Origin of the sequence: Herbaspirillum sp. alder98 (genome assembly GCF_020179755.1) — a bacterium.
In the GTDB taxonomy this organism is placed as follows: domain Bacteria; phylum Pseudomonadota; class Gammaproteobacteria; order Burkholderiales; family Burkholderiaceae_D; genus Herbaspirillum.
This window is the reverse complement of the sequence record NZ_JAIUCY010000004.1, coordinates 49,569-74,452: the sequence shown is the minus strand read 5'-3', so window position 1 is coordinate 74,452 and position 24,884 is coordinate 49,569. Positions and strand designations below refer to the sequence as shown.

General features: G+C 64.1%; 21 protein-coding genes. 18 read left to right on the top strand and 3 right to left on the bottom strand.

Going from position 1 to position 24,884, the window contains the following annotated elements:
• Positions 1-168 precede the first annotated feature (168 nt).
• The 3 genes from LBW87_RS10870 to LBW87_RS10860 all read left to right on the top strand — a co-directional run bounded on the left by LBW87_RS10870 (position 169) and on the right by LBW87_RS10860 (position 3,768).
• The gene (locus LBW87_RS10870; protein ID WP_225201486.1) at positions 169-924 is read left to right on the top strand and encodes an electron transfer flavoprotein subunit beta/FixA family protein; all 756 of its coding nucleotides are present in this window, start codon (positions 169-171) and stop codon (positions 922-924) included.
• 2 nt (positions 925-926) lie between these two features.
• Entirely contained in the window at positions 927-1,856 is a 930-nt protein-coding gene (locus LBW87_RS10865; RefSeq protein ID WP_225201485.1) for an electron transfer flavoprotein subunit alpha/FixB family protein, read from the top strand.
• Positions 1,857-1,983: 127 nt separating this feature from the next.
• Positions 1,984-3,768: an acyl-CoA dehydrogenase gene (locus LBW87_RS10860; protein WP_225201484.1), complete on the top strand. Its 1,785-nt coding sequence runs from the start codon at positions 1,984-1,986 to the stop codon at positions 3,766-3,768.
• Positions 3,769-3,873: 105 nt separating this feature from the next.
• Here LBW87_RS10860 and LBW87_RS10855 read toward each other — a convergent pair whose 3' ends face one another.
• Positions 3,874-4,290: an NINE protein gene (locus LBW87_RS10855; RefSeq protein WP_225201483.1), complete on the bottom strand. Its 417-nt coding sequence runs from the start codon at positions 4,288-4,290 to the stop codon at positions 3,874-3,876.
• A 222-nt stretch (positions 4,291-4,512) separates the two neighbouring features.
• On the opposite strand from LBW87_RS10855, the gene rpsP reads away from it, so the two are divergent.
• The 11 genes from rpsP to trpS all read left to right on the top strand — a co-directional run bounded on the left by rpsP (position 4,513) and on the right by trpS (position 13,365).
• Complete coding sequence (gene rpsP / locus LBW87_RS10850) at positions 4,513-4,767, top strand: 30S ribosomal protein S16 (RefSeq protein ID WP_008116712.1); 255 nt, start codon at positions 4,513-4,515, stop codon at positions 4,765-4,767.
• Between the two features lie 54 nt (positions 4,768-4,821).
• Positions 4,822-5,397 carry a ribosome maturation factor RimM gene (gene rimM / locus LBW87_RS10845; protein WP_225201482.1) on the top strand — a complete coding sequence of 192 codons (576 nt, stop codon included), beginning with the start codon at positions 4,822-4,824 and terminating at the stop codon, positions 5,395-5,397.
• A 61-nt stretch (positions 5,398-5,458) separates the two neighbouring features.
• Positions 5,459-6,235 carry a tRNA (guanosine(37)-N1)-methyltransferase TrmD gene (gene trmD / locus LBW87_RS10840; RefSeq protein ID WP_225201481.1) on the top strand — a complete coding sequence of 259 codons (777 nt, stop codon included), beginning with the start codon at positions 5,459-5,461 and terminating at the stop codon, positions 6,233-6,235.
• 122 nt (positions 6,236-6,357) lie between these two features.
• Positions 6,358-6,750, top strand: a complete 393-nt coding sequence (rplS, locus tag LBW87_RS10835; protein ID WP_008116718.1) for a 50S ribosomal protein L19 — start codon at positions 6,358-6,360, stop codon at positions 6,748-6,750.
• A gap of 108 nt (positions 6,751-6,858) precedes the next feature.
• The gene (locus LBW87_RS10830; RefSeq protein ID WP_225201480.1) at positions 6,859-7,530 is read left to right on the top strand and encodes a CoA pyrophosphatase; all 672 of its coding nucleotides are present in this window, start codon (positions 6,859-6,861) and stop codon (positions 7,528-7,530) included.
• 93 nt (positions 7,531-7,623) lie between these two features.
• On the top strand, positions 7,624-8,583 hold the full coding sequence (locus tag LBW87_RS10825; RefSeq protein ID WP_225201479.1) for a CobD/CbiB family protein: 960 nt from the start codon (positions 7,624-7,626) through the stop codon (positions 8,581-8,583).
• 249 nt (positions 8,584-8,832) lie between these two features.
• Complete coding sequence (locus LBW87_RS10820; RefSeq protein WP_225201477.1) at positions 8,833-9,177, top strand: DUF3579 domain-containing protein; 345 nt, start codon at positions 8,833-8,835, stop codon at positions 9,175-9,177.
• A 225-nt stretch (positions 9,178-9,402) separates the two neighbouring features.
• Positions 9,403-10,791, top strand: coding sequence for a class II fumarate hydratase (fumC, locus tag LBW87_RS10815; protein ID WP_225201476.1), 1,389 nt, complete (start codon positions 9,403-9,405; stop codon positions 10,789-10,791).
• 317 nt (positions 10,792-11,108) lie between these two features.
• Positions 11,109-11,435 carry a hypothetical protein gene (locus LBW87_RS10810; protein WP_225201474.1) on the top strand — a complete coding sequence of 109 codons (327 nt, stop codon included), beginning with the start codon at positions 11,109-11,111 and terminating at the stop codon, positions 11,433-11,435.
• A gap of 43 nt (positions 11,436-11,478) precedes the next feature.
• Positions 11,479-12,045, top strand: coding sequence for a glycine zipper family protein (locus LBW87_RS10805; protein ID WP_225201473.1), 567 nt, complete (start codon positions 11,479-11,481; stop codon positions 12,043-12,045).
• A gap of 258 nt (positions 12,046-12,303) precedes the next feature.
• On the top strand, positions 12,304-13,365 hold the full coding sequence (gene trpS / locus LBW87_RS10800; RefSeq protein WP_225201472.1) for a tryptophan--tRNA ligase: 1,062 nt from the start codon (positions 12,304-12,306) through the stop codon (positions 13,363-13,365).
• A gap of 512 nt (positions 13,366-13,877) precedes the next feature.
• On the opposite strand, the gene LBW87_RS10795 is transcribed toward trpS, so the two are convergent.
• Together LBW87_RS10795 and LBW87_RS10790 are read right to left on the bottom strand one after the other, a co-directional pair.
• Complete coding sequence (locus LBW87_RS10795) at positions 13,878-15,245, bottom strand: ATP-binding protein (RefSeq protein ID WP_225201471.1); 1,368 nt, start codon at positions 15,243-15,245, stop codon at positions 13,878-13,880.
• Complete coding sequence (locus tag LBW87_RS10790; RefSeq protein ID WP_225201470.1) at positions 15,242-15,979, bottom strand: response regulator; 738 nt, start codon at positions 15,977-15,979, stop codon at positions 15,242-15,244. The genes LBW87_RS10795 and LBW87_RS10790 overlap by 4 nt, the downstream gene beginning before the upstream one ends.
• Positions 15,980-16,209: 230 nt before the next feature.
• Here LBW87_RS10790 and LBW87_RS10785 point away from each other — a divergent pair, with 230 nt between their 5' ends.
• The 4 genes from LBW87_RS10785 (at position 16,210) to LBW87_RS10770 (ending at position 24,880) form a co-directional block, all read left to right on the top strand.
• Positions 16,210-16,761: a Spy/CpxP family protein refolding chaperone gene (locus LBW87_RS10785; protein WP_225201469.1), complete on the top strand. Its 552-nt coding sequence runs from the start codon at positions 16,210-16,212 to the stop codon at positions 16,759-16,761.
• A gap of 215 nt (positions 16,762-16,976) precedes the next feature.
• Positions 16,977-18,485, top strand: a complete 1,509-nt coding sequence (locus tag LBW87_RS10780; RefSeq protein WP_225201467.1) for an MdtA/MuxA family multidrug efflux RND transporter periplasmic adaptor subunit — start codon at positions 16,977-16,979, stop codon at positions 18,483-18,485.
• Between the two features lie 9 nt (positions 18,486-18,494).
• Positions 18,495-21,641, top strand: coding sequence for an MdtB/MuxB family multidrug efflux RND transporter permease subunit (locus LBW87_RS10775; protein WP_225201466.1), 3,147 nt, complete (start codon positions 18,495-18,497; stop codon positions 21,639-21,641).
• 5 nt (positions 21,642-21,646) lie between these two features.
• Positions 21,647-24,880 carry an efflux RND transporter permease subunit gene (locus tag LBW87_RS10770; RefSeq protein ID WP_225201465.1) on the top strand — a complete coding sequence of 1,078 codons (3,234 nt, stop codon included), beginning with the start codon at positions 21,647-21,649 and terminating at the stop codon, positions 24,878-24,880.
• Positions 24,881-24,884 lie beyond the last annotated feature (4 nt).

Here is a 24,884-nt window from a genome sequence, read left to right as displayed (position 1 = left end):
GCGCAGCACGGCGCGCAGCGCTTTCCCCTTCCGTTTGCCACCTTTAATGTGTATGCTGCGAACTTAAATAGAACGACCGTGCTAAATAAAAGTCGTTTTGTCAATTTGCACTTATAATCCGGCAAAAGCTTTACGTTTACGTCAATTCGTTTTTTCAAAGGCCATGCGATGAAAGTATTAGTACCAGTCAAGCGCGTCGTGGATTACAACGTCAAGGTGCGCGTCAAGAGCGACGGCAGTGGCGTGGACATTGCCAACGTCAAGATGTCGATGAACCCGTTCGACGAAATCGCCGTGGAAGAAGCGGTGCGCCTGAAAGAAGGCGGTAAAGTGACCGAGGTGATCGCGGTCTCGGCCGGTGTGACGCAATGCCAGGAAACCCTGCGCACGGCCATGGCCATCGGCGCCGATCGCGCGATCCTGGCCGAAGTGGGCGCCGAGGTCGAACTGCAACCGCTGGCGGTAGCCAAGATCCTCAAGGCCCTGGCCGAGAAAGAGCAGCCGCAACTGATCATCCTGGGCAAGCAGGCCATCGATGACGACTGCAACCAGACCGGCCAGATGCTGGCCGCGCTGTTGGGCTGGCCGCAAGCCACCTTCGCCTCCAAGGTCGTGCTGGAAGACGGCCGTGTCACGGTCACCCGCGAAGTCGACGGCGGCCTGGAAACCCTGGCCCTGACGCTGCCGGCCATCATCACCACCGACCTGCGCCTGAACGAGCCGCGTTATGTGACGCTGCCCAACATCATGAAGGCCAAGAAGAAGACGCTCGACACCGTCAAGCCCGACGAACTGGGCGTGGACGTGACGCCTCGCGTGAAGACGCTCAAGGTGGTCGAGCCTGCCAAGCGCAGCGCCGGCGTGAAGGTGCCCGATGTGGCCACACTCGTGGCCAAGTTGAAAAATGAAGCCAAGGTGATCTAACCATGACCGCACTCGTTATTGCAGAACACGACAATGCCAGCCTGAAGGGCAGCACCCTCAACACCATCACCGCGGCCGTGCAGGCCGGTGGTGAGGTCCACGTGCTGGTCGCCGGTTCCAATGCCAAGGCGGCCGCCGACGCCGCTGCGCAAGTCGCGGGCGTGGCCAAGGTCCTGCTGGCCGATGGCGCGCAGTTTGCCGATGGCCTGGCCGAGAACGTCGCCGCCCAGGTGCTGGCGATTGCCAAGGACTACAGCCACATCCTGGCGCCGGCCACCGCCTACGGCAAGAACATCCTGCCGCGCGTGGCGGCCCTGCTCGATGTGGGTCAGATCTCGGACATCACCAAGGTCGATGCGCCGGATACCTTCGAGCGTCCGATCTATGCCGGCAACGCCATTGCCACCGTGCAGTCGACCGACGCCATCAAGGTGATCACCGTGCGCACCACCGGTTTCGATCCGGCGGGCACGGGTGGCAGCGCGGCTGTTGAAAGCATCACGGCAGTGGCTGATTCGGGCAAGTCCAGCTTCGTCGGTCGTGAAGTGGCCAAGTCGGATCGTCCTGAACTGACCGCTGCCAAGATCATCGTGTCGGGCGGTCGCGGCATGGGTTCGTCGGAAAGCTTCAAGATTCTGGAACCACTGGCCGACAAGCTCAATGCCGCCATGGGCGCCTCGCGTGCGGCAGTCGACGCCGGCTACGTGCCCAACGACTGGCAGGTCGGCCAGACCGGCAAGATCGTCGCGCCGCAGCTGTACATCGCCGTCGGTATCTCGGGCGCGATCCAGCACCTGGCCGGGATGAAAGACTCCAAGGTCATCGTCGCCATCAACAAGGACGAAGAAGCGCCGATCTTCTCGGTGGCCGACTACGGCATCGTGGGCGATCTGTTCGAGATCGTGCCGGAGCTGGTCAAGCAGCTCGGCTGAGTAGTGACAATCGTTTGACCTTTACCCCGGCTGATGCCGGGGTAATTCCATCCGCCAGCGCTTTTGCTGCGGACGCATTTTTTTGAGCCCGAGCGACGCCAGATCGCTAGTGAGAGGAGAGACAAGAATGACTTATGCCGCGCCCCTGAAAGACATGCTGTTCGTCATGAACGAACTGGCCGGACTGGCCGCGATCAACGCCTTGCCAGGCTGCGAAGACGCCTCGCCCGAGACCGCCGAGGCGATCCTCGAAGAAAATGCGCGCTTTTGCAGCGAAGTGGTGGCGCCGCTGAACCATTCGGGCGACAAGGAACCCAGTTCCTGGGCCGATGGACGTGTCACCACCAGCGCCGGGTTCAAGGAAGCCTTCCACCAGTTCGGCGCAGCCGGCTGGCAGGGCGTGCAGCATCCGGTCGAGTTCGGCGGTCAGGGCTTGCCCAAGTTGCTGGCCACGCCCTGCATCGAGATGCTCAATTCGGCCAACCTGGCGTTTGCCCTGTGCCCGCTGCTCACCGATGGCACCATCGAGGCCCTGATCACGGCCGGCAGCCATGCGCAGCAAGAGGCCTTCATCGCCAATTTCATCTCGGGCAAGTGGACCGGCACCATGAACCTGACCGAGCCGCAAGCCGGCTCCGACCTGGCGCTGGTGCGCACGCGGGCAGTGCCCGAGGGCGACGGCACCTACAAGATATTCGGCACCAAGATCTTCATCACCTATGGTGAGCACGACATGGCAGAGAACATCGTGCACCTGGTGCTGGCCCGCACGCCCAATGCGCCCGAGGGCGTCAAGGGCATCTCGCTGTTCGTGGTGCCCAAGTTCCTGGTCAAGGACGACGGCAGCCTGGGCGAGCGCAACGACGTGCACTGCGTTTCGATCGAACACAAGCTGGGCATCAAGGCCAGCCCGACGGCGGTGCTGCAGTTCGGCGACCATGGCGGCGCCATCGGCACGCTGGTCGGCGAAGAAAATCGCGGACTGGAATACATGTTCATCATGATGAACGCGGCCCGCTTCGCGGTCGGCATCCAGGGCCTGGCGGTGTCCGAACGTGCTTATCAACAGGCCGTGGCGTACGCCAAGGACCGCGTGCAATCCCGGGACCTGGCCGGCTCGCCCGGGCCCGTCACCATCATCCATCAACCCGATGTGCGGCGCATGCTGCTGATGATGCGGGCCCAGATCGAGGCCGCGCGCGCGCTGGCGTATGTGGCGGCCGCCAGTTCGGATGCCGCGCATCACCATGCGGACGAGGCCACGCGCCGGGCCAACCAGGCCTGTTATGAATACCTGGTGCCGATCGTCAAGGGCTGGTCGACCGAGCTGGCCATCGACGTCACCTCGACCGGCGTGCAGGTGCACGGCGGCATGGGCTTCATCGAAGAGACGGGCGCCGCGCAGCACTATCGCGATGCGCGCATCCTCTCGATCTATGAGGGCACCACCGCGATCCAGGCCAATGACCTGGTCGGCCGCAAGACCGCGCGCGACGGTGGGGCGGTGGCCAAGGGCCTGATCGGCCAAGTGCGCAAGACCGTGGGCGAACTGCAGGGTGATGCCCAGTTGCAGGCCATCGGTGCGCGGCTGGACGAAGCGGCCACGGCGCTGGAGCAGGTGGTCGATTTCGTGGTGGCCAATATCAAGGGCGATATCAAGTCGGTGTTCGCCGGCAGCGTGACGTATCTGAAGATGGCCGGCGTGGTGCTGGGCGGCTGGCAGATGGCGCGTGCTGCGCTGGTGGCGGTCGACAAGATCAAGGCCGGCGAGGGCGACATCAAGTTCTATCAGGCCAAGCTGGTGACGGCGCGCTTCTTTGTCGACCAGATCCTGCCGCAGGCGCTGGCCTATCGGACCGCCATCGTGGAAGGCGCGGCGTCGGTGATGGCGCTGGAAGAAGACCAGTTCTGAGGGGTTGAAGTCGCTGGGTGCCGGCCTTGGCCGGCACGACGGGGGCAATGAATAACTTGATCCCGTCGCCCTGACGAAAGTCAGGGGCCAGCGTCGTTTGCAGGTTTAGCCAAACGCCCCGCCCGTAAATAACAGGTCGAAACTGCGCGCCAGCAAGGCAATCAAGCCCATCGCGCCCGCGCCGGCCGTCAATACCAGGATCACCGCCAGTATCCAGTGCGATTCGGACTGGCGCGTGCTGCCGGTGTTATGCCGCAGGTCCCACTTCTCGTCCGGGGTCAGGCCGATCACCAGCGCTTCGAGCGCCCCGACCAATATCGACAGCACCAGCGGCAACGCCGTAAATAAAGCGGGCGCAGCAGGGAAAGCCTGCGCCAGCGCCAATGACAGCGGCACCGACAGCACATGCAACCAGCCGAAGCGGTCGCGCAATCCATGGAGATAGAAGCGGTGGACGCCGATGCCGCCCAGCACGGCGGCCAGAAAGGTGCTGAAGGTCTTGTTCTTGTGCGGTGTCGCCAATGGTGTCTCCCGGGGTGGACGGACCAGTATAGTCGAAGGCTGGCCACTTACCGAGTGGCAACCTGATCTGCAGATTTTGTTAGTTCTTTGACACTTATTGATACTGGCGATGGCCGCAGCACGTTGGATGTGCACACAAAAGCGGTAATCTGGTTGCCGCACCGGGGCGAATCCCGTTATAATCTGCGGCTTTTCCGTGTCCGTATTCTTACTGGAATCATTATGGTCGTTATTCGTTTAGCACGTGGCGGCGCCAAAAAGCGTCCCTTCTACAACATCGTTGCAACTGATTCGCGCAATCGTCGCGATGGCCGTTTCATCGAGCGTATCGGCTTCTACAACCCGGTTGCATCGGGCAAGGAAGAAATCGTCCGTATCGCTGCAGATCGTCTGGCTCACTGGCAAGGCGTTGGCGCACAACTGTCGCCGACCGTTGCTCGTCTGGTGGCCGACGCTGGCAAAAAGGCAGCAGCCTGATCAGTATCGACCGGTGCCTTCGGGCACAGGGCGTGAATCAGTTTGGTCTCATCCGTGAATAATTCAGTACAGCCAGGTTTCTCCGCTCCCGACGACCTCGTGACCGTCGGGTATGTGACGGGAGCCTACGGCATCCAGGGATGGGTCAGGGTCAAGCCGTATTCGTCCGACGCCGATGCCCTGCTCAGCGCCAAGACCTGGTGGTTGGACAAGCCAGGTACGCCTAAGCAGGATATTGAAGTCATGCAGTCCAAGGGGCACAGCGGCGATGTCGTGGCGCGCCTGGTCGGCGTGGCTGACCGCAATGCGGCCGAGGCGATGAAAGGCCATGTCGTTCATATCTCGCGCCGGCATTTTCCGGCGCTCGATGACGGCGAGTTCTACTGGGTTGACCTGATCGGTTTGTCGGTCGAAAACCTGCAGGGTGTGCAACTGGGCGTGGTGTCCGACATGATGGACAACGGCGCGCATCCCATCCTCAAGGTGGCGCGGGCATTGCCCGAAGCGCCAGCCGATGGCAAGCCGGGCGCGAACCAGACTGAGCAGTTGATTCCGTACGTCGACCAGTTCGTCAAGACGGTGCAGCTGCAAGAGAAAAAAATCATCGTCGACTGGGACCTGGATTACTGACTGCGGTCAGTTTTTTCATTTCCGGCCCGGCGGTAACAGGATTCATGGAAATGGAGGCGTGATGCAGTTCGATGTCGTCACTCTGTTTCCCGAGATGTTTGCGGCCTTGTCGCAGTCCGGCATTACCCGTCGGGCGCTGGAGCAGAAGCGTTGGGGGCTGTCGTTGTGGAATCCGCGTGATTTCACCACCGACAACCACCGCACCGTGGATGACCGGCCCTATGGTGGCGGCCCCGGCATGGTGATGTTGGCCAAGCCGCTGGAAGCAGCCATCGAGGCCGCTTGCGCGCGCCAGCAGCAGCAGGGGCTGGCCCGGCCACGGGTGATCTACCTGTCGCCGCAGGGCGCGCCGCTGACGCATGAGCGGGTGGTGCGCCTGTCGCAGGATAGTGGGGCCGTCTTGTTGTGCGGTCGCTATGAAGCGATCGACCAGCGGTTGCTCGACAAGTGCGTGGATGAAGAAATCAGCATCGGCGATTTCGTGTTGTCCGGTGGCGAGCTGCCGGCCATGGCGTTGATGGATGCGGTGATCCGGCTGTTGCCGGGCGCGCTCAACGACGGCGCTTCGGCGGTTGAAGACAGCTTCGTCAACGGCTTGCTCGACTGTCCGCACTATACGCGCCCGGAAGAGTACGATGGCGTGGCGGTGCCGCCGGTCCTGATGGGCGGGCATCACGCAGAAATACAGAAATGGCGTCGCCAGCGTGCGCTGGAGGCGACCGTGGCCAAGCGCCCGGACCTGATCGTGAAAGCACGCGAACAGGCCTTGTTGAGCAAAGCCGATGAAAAGTTCTTGCGCGACCTGCCGCCAGCGGCGGGTGGCGCGATACCGAAGTAGCAAAGCAGTACCCGCAGTAACGTGCAGCGGCATATGCCGCTGTGAGTCAACCCCATCCTCTACTGGGCAATAGGGTGCGCCGCAAGGCGCCGGCGCCAGCAAGATGGTTACAGGAGCATCAAATGGATCTGATCCAGCAACTCGAGCAAGAAGAGATCGCGCGTCTCAACAAGAACATCCCAGCTTTCGCCCCCGGTGACACCGTGATCGTGAGCGTCAACGTGGTCGAAGGCACCCGCAAGCGCGCCCAGGCCTACGAAGGTGTGGTGATTTCGCGTCGTAACCGTGGCCTGAACTCGAACTTCATCGTTCGCAAGATCTCGTCCGGCGAAGGCGTCGAGCGTACTTTCCAGTTGTACTCGCCGCTGATCGCTTCGATCGAAGTCAAGCGTCGTGGTGACGTGCGTCGCGCCAAGCTGTACTACCTGCGCGAACGTTCGGGCAAGTCGGCACGTATCAAGGAAAAGCTGCCAAGCCGCGCTGCCAAGGCTGCCGCTGCTGCTGCAGCAGAGTAATTTCCTGCATGCATGTGCTTCAAGAAAAAGAGGTGTCGCGAGACACCTCTTTTTTTATGTCCGGGGCGCCCCCAATTCTTCAATATCCTTTCTTGAATCAATAACACCGTGGCCAGTTTCGATCCTGTCAGCCTTCCCATCGACGCCGTCGCCGGCGAGGATGCGCTCGTGAGCGAACGACTGGCCGCCGATTGGCTGCGTCACCGCTTTGCCAATCCGCCGCGTTGGGAACCGGAGAACAGCGGCGACCAGGCCGCGCGCATGGCCGACCCCAAGGCGCGCTTCCGGGCGGCTTCGGTATTGATGCCGATCGTGCTGCGTCCGGAAGGACCGACCCTTTTATTCACCCAGCGCACCGCCGACCTGAAGGATCATGCCGGGCAGATCAGCTTTCCGGGCGGGCGGCGTGAAGACTATGATGCTTCAGCCATCGATACCGCCCTGCGCGAGACCGAGGAAGAGATCGGCCTGGCGCGCAGCCATATCGAAGTGATCGGCACGCTGCCCGATTATTTCACCGGTACCGGTTATCGGGTCACGCCCGTGGCCGGGCTGATCATGCCGCCCTTCGAGACGGTGGCCGAGACCCGCGAGGTGGCCGAGATCTTCGAGGTGCCGCTGGCCTTCCTGATGGATGGCGTGAACCACCAGCGTCGTTCGGTCGACCTGCCCGAGCCGGTGGGGCGTCGCAGCTTCTACACCATGCCTTACCAGCGCTATTTCATCTGGGGCGCCACCGCCGGCATGTTGCGCAATCTGTTCCACTTCCTGCGCGGCTGAATCGGCTGCTTGAGCCGCATCGACCATCATTTGTTTGATTCCCATCAGGCACTGCGCTATCGTATGCCCCACGAGACCCCTTAAGGCTGCTTGATGACATTTCTTTCTATTCTCTTTGCGCTGTTAATCGAACAACTCAAACCACTGCGTGCGGATAATCCGATTTATGCATCGATCAAGTCCTTCGCCGGCAGCATAGAAGGCTGGTTCAACGCCGGCCATGCACACCATGGCCGCCTTGGATGGGCCGTGATGGTGGGCGCGCTGACGATTCCCGCCGCGCTGATCTATTGGCTGTGCCTGCGCATCAGCCCGGTGGCCGCCTTTGCCTGGAACGTGCTGATCGTCTACCTGACACTGGGTTTCCGCCACTACAGCCACTATTTCACGTCGATCCAGCTGGCCTTGAACAGCGGCGACGAAATCACCGCCCGTGCGCTGCTGAGCGAATGGACCAAGCAGGACACCACCGGCATGGATGTGAGCGAAATCGCCCGCATCGCCTCCGAGCGCGCCCTGATCACCACCCATCGCCACGTCTTCGGCGTGTTCTTCTGGTTCCTGATGCCGGCCGGACCGGCGCTGGCGGTGATGTACCGCGTGGCCGAGTACCTCTCGCGCGCCTGGAACGAGCCCGATCACATGCGCACCGAGGCCTTTGGCCGTTTCGCGGCCCGCGCCTTCTACTGGATCGACTGGATCCCGGCACGCCTGACCGCCGCCGCCTTTGCGGTGGTCGGCAACTTCGAAGACGCCATCTACGCCTGGCGCAATTTCGCCAGTCGCTGGGACGATGAAGCCGTCGGCATCATTCTCGCCTCCGGTGGCGGCGCCATGGGCGTGCGCTTCGGCACCCCCAAGGAAGCCGCCGCCGGCATCATCCTGCCGGCCGACGCCGCCACGGTCGACACGCTGCCCGAGGAAACCGACGGCCTGCCCGGCGACACGCCATCGCCACGCACCCTGCAAAGCACGGTGGGCCTGGTCTGGCGCGCCTTGTTGCTGTGGATGTTCGTGCTGCTGCTGCTGTCGGTGGCAGTCTGGATGGGGTAGTAGTTGCGATAGGGAAATAAACGGGCTTCGGCCCGTTTTTTCTTTGCAGCGCAAGCAGGCGCGGCCCGGTATACTCGGTCGCATCTTCGGAAGCATGGCCGCAGCGCTACCAAGCCAAGTCTTCTATAAGATATAATACTCAGCGTCATTGGCACCCACGCAGCGATGCGAAGGCACCATGGCGTCAAGGGCTCCCGTCCCACCAGGACCAGGGCATTCGGTTGCAAGGGCTTTAGAAGAATTGCATGTATGGCTGATCCCATCAAACCCGACAACGCGCCAGCGCACGAATTCATCATCCTCGGCAAGACCTCCGACGGCCGGCAGTTTCGTCCGAGCGACTGGGCCGAGCGGTTGTGCGGCGTCATGTCGTGCTTTCGGCCAGCAGGGTCCGGCGGACGCAATGCACACCTGAAGTATTCCCCCTATGTGCTGCCGACGATGATCGACGGCGTGCGCTCGGTGGTGGTCAACCAGGCGCTGCGCGAGCTCGAGCCGCTGGCCTATCACTTCGTGGTCAGCTTCGCCAAGGATAACGACCTGCAGGTCATCGACGCCTGTGTGCTGCCCGATCCGGGCGCCCGCAGCAAGTAACGACAGTGTTCAAGGGCCGCGCACCGCCAGGTGACGCGGCCCTGTTTTCAAGCATCTCCTATTGCTCAGCCGGCAGTGCCAAGCCAGAGCCGTACGGGGTTATCGGGCCGGATGGCCCATGAACCCGTTTCGCTAACAGGCCGCCTGCGCTCCGATCCGGAGCCGGGCCATGCAAGCATCGTCCTGTTGGCGTGACAGGTTCTCCAACTTACGGAGAAATACGCAATGAAACATCGCATGGAGCGCGACACCTTTGGCCTGATCGAAGTCCCTGATGACCGGCTGTGGGGGGCGCAGACCGAACGCTCGCTGCATCATTTCCATATCTCCACCGAACGCATGCCGACCGAGCTGATCGTCGCGCTGGCGGCCGTCAAGCGCGCCTGTGCCACGGTCAACCGCGACCTCGGCAAGCTCGACGCCAAGAAGGCCGATGCCATCATCGCCGCCGCCGACGAGGTCATTGCCGGCCGCCATCCGCTCGAGTTTCCGCTGTCGGTCTGGCAGACCGGTTCCGGCACCCAGAGCAACATGAACATGAACGAGGTGCTGGCCAACCGCGCCTCCGAGATCCTGGGTGGCGTGCGCGGCGAAGAGCGCCTGATCCACCCCAATGACGATGTCAACCGCAGCCAGTCGTCCAACGATATCTTCCCGACCGCCATGCACGTGGCTGCCTGCATGGCGGTGGCGACCGCGCTGATCCCGTCGATCCACAAGTTGCGCGCCACCCTCGACGAGAAGTCGACCCGCTTCGCCGATGTGGTCAAGATCGGCCGTACCCACCTGCAGGACGCCACGCCGTTGACGCTGGGCCAGGAATTCTCGGGCTATGTGGCCCAGCTGTCGCATGCCGAAGGCGCCATCATCGCCACCCTCAACGGCGTGTCCGAACTGGCCGCCGGCGGCACCGCCGTCGGTACCGGGCTCAATGCCCACCCTGAATTCGGTGAGCGGGTGGCTGCCGAGCTGGCCCGCCACTTCGGTTTTCCGTTCAAGACGGCGCCCAACAAGTTCGCCGCGCTGGCCGGTCACGATGCGCTGGTGGCGGCCCACGGCGGCCTCAAGACGCTGTCGGCGGCATTGATGAAGATCGCCAACGACGTGCGCTGGCTGGCCTCTGGCCCGCGCTCCGGGCTGGGCGAGATCACCATCCCCGAAAACGAACCGGGCAGCTCGATCATGCCGGGCAAGGTCAACCCGACCCAGTGCGAGGCGCTGACCATGCTGTGCGCCCAGGTGTTCGGAAATGACGTCGCGCTCAACATCGGCGGCGCCTCGGGCAACTTCGAGCTGAACGTGTTCAAGCCGCTGATCGTGCATAACTTCCTGCAGAGCGTGCGGCTGCTGGCCGACGGCATGGCCAGTTTCGAAGAGCACTGCGCGCGCGGCATCGAAGCCAATCACGCCCGTATCGCCGACCTGATGGAACGCTCGTTGATGCTGGTGACGGCGCTGGCGCCGCATATCGGCTACGACAAGGCCGCCAAGATCGCCAAGCAGGCCCACCACGACGGCACCACCCTCAAGGAGACCGCGCTGGCGCTGGGGTATGTCACCGAGCAACAGTTCAACGACTGGATCAAGCCGGCCGACATGACGCGTCCGGGCTGATCGGGCGCAGCGCTGAGCAGGCGGGCAGGGCGCGATGCCCCGGCCCGCTTTTTTATTGGCTGCCGTCGCGCTTGAAAAGGGCGGCCGCGGTCATCCGCAGGCGGCGGCCGACCGTTGAATGCAAAGACGTGACAACGGCATGTATAACAATATTGCGGTGAGTTACGAATTGAAACATCTTGCCGGGCCGGGCGAGCCGCGGCGTATATTGTTCACATGCGCGCAATGCGGCTACAGGCCGCGCCAGGGCTGGACCTGATCATTGACGATGGTCCCGCTGGAGCCAAGCATACAGAGACATTCCCAGAGGCAAAAAAATGAAGAAACTGGCTGCAATCGGAATTTGTGGCGTACTTGCCGTGGCGGGCCTGATGGCGTCCGGCAGCACCTACGCCCATCCGCGCTTTTATGGTGGCGTGGTCATTGGCGGTCCGATCTACTACCCCCCGCCGGTCTATTACCCGCCGCCGGTGTATGTCGAGCGCGCGCCGCCGCCGGTCTACATCGAGCAGCCGCGCCAGGATTTCTGGTATTACTGCGCCGATACCCGTTCGTACTATCCGTATGTCCAGAACTGCCCCACCCAGTGGATGAAGGTCGTGCCGCACACGCCGGGTGCACCGGGCGGGCCGCCACCGCAGTAAGCAGTCCAGTGTGCGTACGGATCCCCCAGTCAAAGGACAACAAGTGAAACCGATCTACAAGACAGCCACCACGGTGGCCACGCTGGGCGCCTTGCTGGCGCTGGGCGGTTGCGTGAGCGTACCGACCGGCCCGTCGGTGATGGCGATGCCGGGCAAGGACAAGAACTACGAGCAGTTCCGCGCCGAGCAGGCGCAGTGCCAGGCCTATGCCCAGGAAGCCATCGGCGGCCAGGCGCAGCAGACCCAGAACAATGCCGCCAACAGCGCCGCCGTCGGCACCGCCGTGGGCGCGGTGGCCGGCGCCCTGATCGGCGCGGCCTCGGGCAATGCCGGCGCCGGTGCGGCCATCGGCGCCGGTGGCGGCTTGCTGGTCGGCAGCGCTGCGGGCAGCAATGCCTCCGCCGGCGGCAACTATTCGATGCAGCAGCGCTACGACATGACCTATACCCAGTGCATGTACAGCAAGGGCAACCAGGTCGAGCAGCCGCGCCAGGCCACCGTCACCACCTACAGCTATCACCCGCGGCGTTACTACTACGCACCGCCGCCGCCACCGGGCTATTACGGCCCGCCGCCGGCCTACTACGGTCCACCCCCGGGCGCCTGGTAAGCCGGCCCGACAGACCGCATCTCCGGATGCGGTTTTTTATTGGCCGCGCGCCGCGTGCGGCGCACCATCCCGGGCGGCGATGCTATACTCGCGGCCATGCTTTTCCGACTTCAACCTGCACAACTCCAGCATTGGTGGCGCGCCTGACTTGGGCGGCCCGTTTTCACGCAGTTTGACAATGTGAGGCCGCCGGTTCCGGCGGCTTTTTTGCGCGCGGTCCGGTGGCGTTCCAGATAATCGATACGACCAGGAATGACCATGTCCCAGAACGACACGAATCCCCAGCCAGCTCAGCCCGCGTCCAGCACCCCGGCCACCCGGCCCGTGGTGCTCACCGGCGACCGTCCGACCGGCCCCTTGCACCTGGGCCATTACATCGGTTCGCTCAAGTCGCGCGTGGCATTGCAGGAGACGGCGCAGCAGTTCCTGCTGCTGGCCGATACCCAGGCCATGACCGACAACGTCGGCCGCCACCAGAAAGTGACCGACAACGTCCTCGAAGTGGCGCTGGACTACCTGGCCGTCGGGATCGACCCTGACAAGACCACCATCTTCATCCAGTCGCAGGTGCGCGAGCTGTACGAACTGTCGATGGTGCTGCTCAACCTGGTGACGGTGTCGCGCCTGGAGCGCAATCCGACCATCAAGGAAGAAATCCGCCTGCGCGGTTTCGAGCGCGACATCCCGGCCGGCTTCCTGACCTATCCGGTCAGCCAGGCCGCCGACATCACCGCCTTCAAGGGCCAACTGGTGCCGGTGGGCAGCGACCAGTTGCCGATGATCGAGCAAACCAATGAGTTGGTGCGCAAGTTCAACGCCACGGTCGAGCGCGAGGTGCTGGTCGAGTGCAAGGAAGTGCTGTCGGACATGGCGCGCCTGCCGGGCATCGATGGCAAGGCCAAGATGAGCAAGTCGCTGGGCAATGCGATCCAGCTGGGGTCGAGCGCGGACGAGATCAAGCAGGCGGTGCACCGCATGTACACCGATCCGAATCACCTGCGGGTGGCCGATCCGGGCCAGGTCGAAGGCAACGTGGTGTTCACGTTCCTGGACGCCTTCGACCCCGATCGCGCCGCCGTCGAAGAACTCAAGGACCACTACCGTCGCGGCGGACTGGGCGACAGCGTCGTGAAGCGCCGCCTGGAGGGCATCCTGCAAGAGCTGATCGCGCCGATCCGTGAGCGTCGGCAGCATTTTGCCCAGGACCGCGGCGAAGTGCTGGCCATGCTCAAGCGCGGCACCGAGCGCGCCAGCGCCGTGGCGGCGCAGACCATGTCCGAGGTCAATGCGGCATTGGGGTTGAATTACTTCGGTCGGTAACTAACGTCGCTGGGCCCTGACTTTCGTCAGGGCGACGGCGGTGGGGGATTGGGCGGAGCTTGAGTTATAAGTACCCCCGGCTTGAGTTATAAGTCCCCCCGTCGTGCCGGCGAAGGCCGGTACCCAGCGACTTTAGCGGTGTCTGCCGCATCTCCGCGTATCGACGTTCGCGCGTGCTCGACACTCCTGGGCCGTCTGCTCTTGCTGCATGCCGATGAAGTGGTTTAAACCCTGTCACTCTTCGGTCGACGGTGCGCGCCGGGAGTCCGCCCGGCAGCGGACCCTCTTTCTTGCACGCCAAGAAAGAGGGGCAAAGAAGGCGCCCCAGCAACCCAGCCCCTTCGGGGTTCCCGGTGGCACGAACCGAAAAGGGGGGAAGGCCAGAGTCGCTTCGCTCCGGCTGTCCTTCTGATCCCCCTTTTCGGTCCGCGCCACCGGCTGGTCTGAATGGGGAAGGCCGGACCGCCTCGCCTTCGGCATCGGGCTTGGGCTTGGTTTTGGTCTTGGTCGGCTTATTTTTTCGCTGGCGTCATCACCGGCAATTCCAGCAACACTTCCAGGCCGCCCTCGGGCAGATTGCGCAGCTTCAGTTGCCCATGGTGGTTCTCGGCGATATTGAGGGCGATCGTCAGCCCCAGGCCGGTGCCGCCGGTGTCGCGCGAGCGCGAGGCTTCCAGGCGGTAGAACGGCTCGAACACCGACTCCAGCTCGGCCTCGGGAATCCCCGGACCCTGGTCGCAGATGCGAATGGCCACCCGCTGCGCTTCCAGCACGATCGACACCCGCGCCAGCTGGCCGTACTTGCAGGCGTTGTCGAGCAGGTTGGTCAGGCAGCGCCGCAAGGCGCCCGGCTGCGCCAGCACGAAGGCGCGGGTGCTGCCGGTGAGGGTCACGTCCTGGCCCGCATCGGCGGCGTCGGCGCAGACGCTGTCGAGCAGCGAGTCGATATCAAGCGCCTGCATCTTCTCGGATGAATCCATGCTGCGCGCCAGGTCCAGCCCCTCCCGCACCATCCCCTGCATCACCGCCAGGTCATCGATCAGCTTCTGCCGCAATTGGTCATCGCCGACCTTCTCCAGCCGCAGGCGCAGCCGCGTCAACGGTGTCTGCAGGTCATGCGTGATGGCGGCCAGCATGTGGGTGCGATGCTGGATCTGGCGCCGGATGCGGCCCTGCATGGCATTGAAGGCATGCGCCGCCCGGCGGATTTCGGTAGGGCCGGTCTCGGCCAGCGGTGCGCGGTCGATGTCGCCGCCCAGCTCAGTGGCGGCTTGCGCCAGCTTGCGGATGGGGCTGGTCGCCATGCGCGCCACCAGATAGGCCAGGATCGCGATCAGGATCAGGAACAGCGCAATGTACTGCAAGCCGTAAGGCCCGCCCTGGCCATGTCCGCGCAGCACCGGCGGCTCGCTCGGCTGGTGCAGGCGCAGGCGCATCAGCGCGTGGTCGTGCAGGCTGACGTAGACCACCCGGCACGACTCGCGCCGGGGACCGTCACGGGTCCCGGGGCGGGGCGCGCATTCGGTCTCGCGCTGCACTGCGATGCGGCGCTCGGCGCCCAGGCGCGCCTGCAGCATCTCCTGCACCGGGCTGGCGCTGGCATTGGCGCCGACGGCATCGTTCATGTCATCCACCATGCGCGCTTCGAAACCGAAGTTGGCGGCCGCCTGCAGCACGATCGGACGCTGTTCGGGCGGAATGTCATCCACCGCCTGGACGATCTGCTCGATGCGGTCGGCCAGGTGCGCAAAGCGCAATTCGCGCAGTGAGCTCTTGCGTTCGTTGGTGGCCAGCCAGGTGGTGGCGACCACCGCCAGCACCACGCCGGCCAGCAGCAGCACGAACATGCGATTGCCGATGGAACCGATGAAATTCTTCATGCCGAATGTCCCGCGCCCTCGGCCGTGACGGCGGTCGACAATACGTAGCCTTCGTTGCGCACGGTCTTGATGATCACCGGGGTGCGGGCATCATCGCCCAGCTTCTGGCGCAGGCGGCTGATCTGGATATCCACCGAGCGGTCGAACGGATCGGACTCGCGACCCTGCGTCAGCTCCAGCAACTGGTCGCGGTTGAGCACCCGGTTGGGATGGTCGAGAAACACCTTCAGCAAGCGGAACTCGGCGCCCGACAGCGCCACCACCACGCCCTGCGGGCTCAGCAGGTGGCGCGCGGTCAGGTCCAGGGTCCATTGGGCGAAGCGCATCGTCACCACATCGGCCTGGGTCATGTTGGGCGGCAGGGCCTGGGTCCGGCGCAGCACGCTGCGGATGCGCGCAAACAGCTCGCGCGGCTCGAACGGCTTGGCCAGGTAATCGTCGGCGCCCATTTCCAGCCCCAGGATGCGGTCCAGTGGTTCGCCGCGCGCCGTCAGCATGATCACCGGCACGTTCGAGGTGGCGCGCAGGTTGCGGCACAGCGTCAGGCCGTCCTCGCCGGGCAGGGTCAGGTCGAGCACGATCAGGTCGACCTTGGATTCTTCCAGCGTGCGGCGCATTTCGGCGCCATTGGTGGCCGTGAGCGTGCGCAGGCCATTGCTGTCGAGGTACTCGGCCAGCAAGGTGCGGATTTCGCGGTCATCGTCGACCACCAGGATGTGAGTATTTGTATCCATGAGAACCCTCTTCGATAAAGCACAACCGCATTATGCCCAAAGACCCCGGGCCGTAATGACGGCTTTGTATCGCCTCTTAACAAGGGGGCGGTTGGACATAAAACGATACCTGGCGGGCCCCCGCATATACAAAACGATACAAATGCATCGGCTCGGGAAAGATTGGCGATACACGCCGCCGGTTTAATGGGAACCGTGCAAAGACAGCACGACATTCAAAGGAGCAAATCATGTTGAAGATCAAGACCCACATCCTGGCCGGCATCGCCGCCGTGAGCATCAGTGCCGTGACCGTGGCGGCGTTCGCCCAGACACCGCCGCCGCCGGATGGCCCGCACGGTCGAGCTCCCAGCGCCGAGCAGATTGCCAAGTTCGAGCAGATGCGCACCAAGCACCAGGCCCAACTGCACGACAAGCTCAAGATCACCGCCGCGCAGGAGGCTGGCTGGAAGCTGTTCCTGGACAAGACCAAGCCGGCCCCGTTCGACCCTGCCGGCCGCCCCAGCAAGGAAGAATATGCCAAGCTGACCACCCCGGAACGCCTGGACAAGAAGCTGGAGCAGATCCGCAAGCGCGAGAGCTTCGCCGAACAGCGTATCGCCGCCACCAAGGAGTTCTACGCCACCTTGTCGCCTGAGCAGCAAAAGACCTTCGATGCCGAGTTCGAGAAGATGGAACATCGTCGCTTCGAGCAAATGCGTCACGGCCATGACGGTCGCAAGGGCCCGCCGCACGGCCCGGGCAAGCCAGGCGCCGACGCCCCGGCACCGGCCCCGAAGTAAGCACGCAGTTGTTACAGCAAAAGCCTTGCGGCCTCGGTCGCAGGGCTTTTTCATGTGACCGCTGCGACCGGACCCGCATTTGACGGGTATTTGCCCCGCTGTTGCCCGTGCGCAGAGGGCATTTGCTCGGTACACTGCCAGCCTTCACTGCCTAGAATCTGTTCTTGATTGCAGTGCCAGAGATATTTCAGCGTAGGTACGTTGGTTTTTCAAAAATGACAAATACAGCAAATTCCGGGCAGCAACCTCCTTCCAAACCGACCTCCAAAGGCAGCATCCTGCGGCGCTGGTGGTTCTGGCTCATCGTGCTGGCGCTGGTGGCCGGCGGGGGCGTCAAATACTGGACCAAGAAGAAGGCCGAACAGCAGCAGATGGCGGCCATGGGCGGCGCCGGCGGGCCTCCTGGCGCAGGGGGGCCGCGCCGTCCCGGCGCCGGCCCCGGCGGCAATTTCGCGATGCAGGCGACCCCGGTCGGGGTGGCGCAGGCCCGCGTGCAGAATGTGGATGTCTACCTCAACGGGCTGGGATCGGTGACGCCGACGGCCACCGCCACCGTGCGCGCCCGCGTCGATGGCCAATTGCAGAAGCTGCATTACAAGGAAGGGCAGGTGGTCAAGGCCGGCGACCTGCTGGCCGAGATCGATCCGCGCACCTTCCAGGTGGCGGTGACCCAGGCCGAGGGCCAGCTGGCACGCGACCAGGCCTTGCTCAATTCGGCCCGGATCGACCTCAAGCGCTACCAGACGCTGCTGGCGCAGGATTCCATCGCCAGCCAGCAGGTCGATACCCAGGCCGCGCTGGTCAAGCAATACGAAGGCACCGTCAAGGCCGACCAGGGATCGCTCGCCAGCGCCAGGCTGCAGCTGTCGTTTGCGCGGGTGACCGCGCCGATCAGCGGGCGCCTGGGCCTGAAGCAGGCCGATGTCGGCAACAACATCACCACCGGCGACACCAACGGGCTGGTGATCATCACCCAGTTGCAGCCGATCACGGCCATCTTCAGTATTCCCGAAGACAATATTCCCAGCGTGCTGCGCCAGTTGCAGAGCGGGCGCAAGTTGCCGACCCAGGCGTGGGATCGCGAGCAAAAGAAAAAGCTGGCCGATGGGGTCCTGCTGACCATCGACAACGTGGTCGACGCCACCACCGGCACGGTCAAGCTCAAGGCGCAATTCCCTAACACCGACTTTGCGCTGTTCCCCAGCCAGTTCGTCAATATCCGGCTGCTGCTCAATACCGAGCAAGGCGCCGTCGTGATCCCGACCGCCGCCATCCAGCGCGGCTCCAAGGGCCTGTTCGTGTATGTGGTCAAGGACAACACGGTCACCGTGCGCAACATCAAGACCGGCGCGGTGCAGGATGACCTGACGGCGATCACCGAAGGCGTGGCCGCCGGCGAGACCGTGGTCATCGATGGCCTCGACCGCCTGCGCGAAGGCGCCAAGGTCGAGGCAGTCACGCGCGGCGGCGCCGATGACCCGGCCAACAAGCCGGTGACCGATAATCCGCGCCCGCATGGCAAGCGCCAGGGGCAGGGCGGGCAGGGCGAGATGACGGCCGAAGAGCGCCAGAAGCGCTGGGCCGAGCTCAACCGTCGCATCGACGCCGGCGAATTCGGCGAAGAGATCAAGAAACTGCCGGAAGACCAGCGTCGCCAGAAGATGATGGAAATGCGTCGCCAGCAAGGCGGCAATGGCGCAGCCCCAGCCCCTGCCGGCAAATAAGGTCACCGCATGAATCCCTCGCGCCAGTTCATCCTGCGGCCGGTCGCCACATCCCTGTTGATGCTGGCGATCCTGCTGGTGGGCATCGTTGCCTATCGCATGTTGCCCCTGTCGGCCCTGCCCGAGGTCGATTACCCGACCATCCAGGTGACTACGCTCTATCCGGGCGCCAGCCCCGACGTCATGACTTCGTCGGTGACCGCGCCGCTGGAGCGCCAGTTCGGGCAGATGCCGGGACTCAAGCAGATGTCGTCGACCAGTTCGGGCGGCGCCTCGGTGATCACGCTGCAATTCAATCTCGATCTCAACCTCGACATCGCCGAGCAAGAAGTGCAGGCCGCCATCAATGCCGGTGGCAACCTGCTGCCGTCTGACTTGCCGATGCCGCCGGTCTACAGCAAGGTCAATCCGGCCGATACGCCCATCCTGACGCTGGCGGTGACCTCCAGCACCATGCCGCTGCCGAAGGTGCAGGACCTGATCGACACCCGCCTGGCGCAGAAGATATCGCAGGTCTCCGGGGTGGGCCTGGTGAGCCTGTCGGGCGGCCAGCGGCCAGCGGTGCGGATGCAACTGAACCCGCGCGCCATCGCCGCCCTCGGCCTGAACCTGGACGATATCCGTACTGCCATCGGCAACGCCAACGTGAACCAGGCCAAGGGCAGTTTCGACGGCCCCACGCGCGCCTCCACCATCGACGCCAACGACCAGCTGCGCTCGGCCGACGAATACCGCAAGCTGATCATCGCCTACAAGAATGGCGCACCGATCCGGGTCTCCGACGTGGCCGACGTGGTCGACGGCGCCGAGAACGTGCGCCTGGGGGCCTGGGCCAACGAGCAACCGGCCGTGATCGTCAACATCCAGCGCCAGCCCGGCGCCAACGTGATCGCCGTGGTCGACAGCATCAAGACGCTTCTGCCCCAGTTGCAGGCCAGCCTGCCCGGGGCCATCGACGTGAAGATCCTGACCGACCGCACCACTACCATCCGCTCATCGGTGTCGGACGTGAAGTTCGAGCTGATGCTGTCGGTGATGCTGGTGGTGATGGTGATCTTCGTGTTCCTGCGCAATATCCCGGCCACCATCATCCCCAGCGTGGCGGTGCCGCTGTCGCTGGTGGGCACCTTTGCGGTGATGTACGTGGCCGGTTTCTCGATCAACAACCTGACGCTGATGGCGCTGACCATCGCCACCGGTTTCGTGGTCGACGACGCCATCGTCATGATCGAAAACATCTCGCGCTACATCGAAGAGGGCATGAAGCCGATGCAGGCCGCGCTCAAGGGCGCCGAGCAGATCGGCTTCACCATCATCTCGCTGACCTTCTCGCTCATCGCAGTGCTGATCCCGCTGCTGTTCATGGGTGACGTGGTGGGCCGCCTGTTCCACGAATTTGCGGTCACCCTGGCGGTGTCGATCCTGATCTCGGCGGTGGTTTCGCTGACGCTCACGCCGATGATGTGCGCGCGCCTGCTGCGCCATGTGCCTGACGAACAGCAGGGCTGGTTCTATCACAAGAGCCAGCTCTTCTTCGACCGCATCATCGCCCGTTACGGCGTCATGCTGGAGTGGGTGCTGGAGCGCCAGAAGCTGACCCTGCTGGTGGCCGTGGGCACGCTGGCGCTGACCGCGTTGCTGTATGTGTTCGTGCCCAAGGGTTTCTTCCCGCTGCAGGACACTGGTGTCATCCAGGGCATCTCCGAAGCTACCCAGTCGATCTCGTTCGGCGCCATGGGCGAGCGCCAGCAGGCGCTGGCCAAGGTGGTGCTGCAGGATCCCGCGGTCGACAGCCTGTCGTCCTTCATCGGCGTCGACGGCACCAATGCCACGCTCAACAGCGGCCGCATGCTGATCAACCTCAAGCCGCACGACACGCGTGACGTCTCGGCCTCGGAGGTGATCCGTCGCCTGCAACATCAACTGGCCCGGCAAGTGCCGGGAGTGACCCTGTACATGCAGCCGGTGCAGGACCTGACTATCGAAGACAGCGTCTCGCGCACCCAGTACCAGTTCTCGCTGGAAGATGCCGACCCCGACGTGCTCAGCGCCTGGGTGCCGAAGCTGATCGAGCGCCTGCAACGCGTGCCGGAGCTGGCCGATGTCGCCACCAACCTGCAGGACAAGGGTTTGCAGGCCTATATCCAGATCGATCGCGACGCTGCCTCGCGCCTGGGCATTACCACCGCCGCCATCGATAATGCGCTCTACAACGCCTTCGGCCAGCGCCTGATCTCGACCATCTACACCCAGTCGAACCAGTACCGGGTGGTGATGGAGGTCAAGCCCGAGTTCCAGCGCGGCCCGCAGGCGCTCGACAGCATCTACCTGGTGACCTCGGCCGGCAACCAGGTGCCGCTGTCGTCGATCGCCACCGTCACCGAGCGCACCGCGCCGCTGGTGGTGAACCATATCGGCCAGTTCCCGGCGGCCACCGTGTCGTTCAACCTGGCGCCGGGCGCGGCGCTGGGCGAAGCGGTCAAGGCCATCAAGGCAGCCGAACTCGAGATCGGCATGCCGTCCTCCACCGTGACCAACTTCCAGGGCGCGGCGCTGGCGTTCCAGGCGTCGCTGTCGAACACCCTGTGGCTGATCCTGGCGGCGGTGGTGACCATGTACATCGTGCTGGGCGTGCTCTACGAGAGCTACATCCATCCCATCACGATCCTGTCGACGCTGCCCTCGGCCGGAGTCGGGGCGCTGCTGTCGCTGATGATCTCGCGCACCGACCTGGGCATCATCGGCATCATCGGCATCATCCTGCTGATCGGCATCGTCAAGAAGAACGCGATCATGATGATCGACTTCGCGTTGGAGGCCGAACGGCACCAGGGCAAGACCCCGCGCGAGGCAATCTTCCAGGCTTGCCTGTTACGTTTCCGACCGATCCTGATGACCACCATGGCGGCCTTGCTGGGCGCCTTGCCGCTGATGCTCGGCACCGGCGTCGGTTCCGAGCTGCGCCAGCCGCTGGGCATCACCATGGTCGGCGGCCTGCTGGTGTCGCAGGTGCTGACGCTGTTCACCACGCCGGTGATCTACCTGGCCTTCGATGGCCTGGCACGCCGCCTGCGCCAGCGCTTCGGCAATGCCGATGCCGGACATGACGACGATGACGGCCATGGCCGTTCGCCGTCCCTGCCGCCGGCGGTGTAAGCGCGATGAACATCTCGCTTCCCTTCATCCAGCGGCCCATCGCCACCACGCTGCTGACCATCGGCATCGCACTGGCCGGCATCGTGGCGTTCAAGTTGCTGCCGGTGTCGCCACTGCCGCAGGTCGACTACCCGACCATCTCGATCTCGGCCTCGATGCCCGGCGCCAGCCCCGAGACCATGGCCGCGACCGTCGCCACGCCCCTGGAGCGGGCCATGGGTGCGATCGCCGGCGTCACCGAGATGACCTCGACCAGTTCGCAGAATTCGACCCGCATCACGCTGCAGTTCGCGCTCACCCGCGACATCGATGGCGCCGCGCGCGACGTCCAGGCGGCCCTCAATGCGGCGCGCAACCTGCTGCCGACCGGCATGCCGAGCAACCCGACCTATCGCAAGGTCAATCCGGCCGATGCGCCGGTGATGATCCTGGCGATGACCTCGGACACCATGACCCAGGGCCAGATGTACGACGCCGCCGACAGTATCGTGGCGCAGAAGCTGTCGCAGGTGCGCGGGGTGGGGCAGGTCAGCGTAGGGGGCAGTTCGCAGCCGGCGGTGCGCATCGAACTCAATCCGACCGCGCTCAATAAATACGGCATCGGCACGGCCGACGTGCGCACCGCCATCGCCGCCACCAACGCCAACCGGCCCAAGGGCCTGCTGGAGGATGGCGATCGCAGCTGGCAGATCTATGCCAACGACCAGGCCGGCACCGCCGCCGAATATGCGCCGCTGATCGTGTCGTACCGCAACGGCACGCCGGTGCGGGTGCGCGACGTGGCCGAGATCCGCGACTCGGTGGCCGATGTGCGCAACTACGGTTCGTCCAATGGCAAGCCGTCGGTGCTGGTGATCATCAACCGCCAGCCCGGCGCCAACATCATCGATACCGTCGACAGCGTCAATGCGCTGCTGCCGCAGTTGCAGGCCTCGATCCCGGCCGCCATCGACATGAAGGTGGTGATGGACCGCACCCCCACCATCCGCGCCTCGCTCAAGGAAACCGAGTTCACCCTGATCCTGTCGGTGGCGCTGGTGATCATGGTGGTGTTCCTGTTCCTGCGCAATCTGCGGGCTACCCTGATCCCGGCGGTGGCGGTGCCGGTGTCGCTGATCGGCACCTTCGGCGTGATGTACCTGGCCGGGTTCAGCCTCGACAACCTGTCGCTGATGGCGTTGACGATCGCCACCGGCTTCGTGGTCGATGACGCCATCGTGGTGCTGGAAAACATCTCGCGCCATATCGAAGCCGGCATGAAACCGGTGAAGGCGGCCCTGCTGGGGGCGCGTGAAGTGGGCTTCACGGTGCTGTCGATGAGCATCTCGCTCATTGCGGTGTTCATTCCCATCCTGCTGATGGAAGGCATCGTCGGTCGCCTGTTCCGTGAATTCGCCATCACCCTGTCGGTGGCGATCCTGGTGTCGCTGGTGATTTCGCTGACCACCACGCCGATGATGTGCGCGGTGCTGTTGCGGCACGACCCGCGCAGTGAAGAAGAGCGCGCCCGTGCGCGTCACCCGCTGCTGCAGAAACTGATGGCGCAGATCGAAGGCGTCTTCGACGACATGCTGCTGGCCTACCGCCGTTCGCTGGGTTGGGCCTTGCGCGCGGCGCCCTTGATGATGCTGATCCTGCTGGGCACCATCGTGCTCAATGTCTATCTGTACAAGGCGATCCCCAAGGGCTTCTTCCCGCAGCAGGATACCGGGCGCCTGATCGGCGGCATCCGTGGCGACCAGGCCATCTCGTTCCAGGCCATGAAGGTCAAGCTCACCGAGTTTATCGACATCGTCAAGCAGGACCCGGCGGTGGCCGATGTGGTGGCCTTCACCGGCGGTCAGCGGCGCAATGGCGGCAACATGTTCGTCACGCTCAAGCCCTTGTCCGAACGGCGCGATTCGGCCGACCAGGTGATCGCCCGGCTGCGGGTGAAGCTGGCCAAGGTGGCTGGGGCGCGGGTATTCCTGGTGCCGGTGCAGGACATCCGCATCGGCGCCCGCCAGAGCGATTCGCAGTACGAGTTTTCGCTCAAGTCGGATGACGTGGCGCTGCTGCGGGTGTGGGAGCCGAAGATCCGCCAGGCCCTGTCGGAGCTCAAGGAGCTCGAAGACGTCAGCACCGACCAGCAGGACAATGGCCTGCAGACCACCCTCACCATCGACCGCGAGACCGCCATCCGGGCCGGCGTGACGCCGCAGCTGATCGACGCCACCTTGTCCGACCTGTTCGGCCAGCGCCAGATATCGACCATCTACAGCGGCATGAACCAGTACCACGTGGTGATGGAAGCCGCGCCGCAATACTGGCAAAGCCCCGAGATATTGAAGGACACCTACGTCAGCCTGGCCGGGTCGAGCAACCTGTCGCCGACCACTTCGACCCTGTCGACGCCACCGGCGCTGTCGGCCGCCGGCAAGCTCAATTCCAATACCGGCCTGGCCCAGACCATTTCCACGGCCGCTTCACGCCAGGTGCCGCTGGCCGCCTTCGCCAGTTTCGCGCCGACCACGACCGCCTTGTCGGTGAGCCACGAGGGCCAGTTCGTGGCCTCGACGCTGTCGTTCAACCTGGCCGAAGGGGTCTCGCTGTCGCGCGCCACTGAAGCGATCGACCGGGCGATGTCGTCGCTGGGCGTACCGACCAGCGTGCACGGCACCTTTGCCGGCACCGCCAACGCCTTCCAGTCGTCGCTGTCGTCGCAGCCGCTATTGATCCTGACGGCGCTGCTGGCGGTGTATATCGTGCTGGGCATCCTGTATGAAAGCCTGATCCATCCCGTCACCATCCTCTCCACGCTGCCCTCGGCCGGTGTCGGCGCCTTGCTGGCCTTGCTGCTGACCGGGACCGACTTCAGCCTGATTGCGTTGATCGGGGTGATCCTGCTGATCGGCATCGTCAAGAAGAACGCCATCATGATGATCGACTTCGCGCTGGACGCCGAACGCAATCGCGGCCTGTCGCCGCGCGATGCGATCTTCGAGGCTTGCCTGCTGCGTTTTCGCCCGATCATGATGACCACCATGGCCGCGCTGCTGGGCGCGGTCCCGCTGGCGCTGGGCCGGGGCGATGGCGCCGAGCTGCGCCAGCCGCTGGGCATTGCCATCGTCGGCGGCCTGGTGGTGAGCCAGTTGCTGACGCTCTACACGACCCCGGTGGTGTACCTGTACATGGAACGTCTGCGGGCCTGGAGCCAACGTCGCTTCGGCCGCAAGACCACCGAAACCTCGGCCGCCTGAGGCC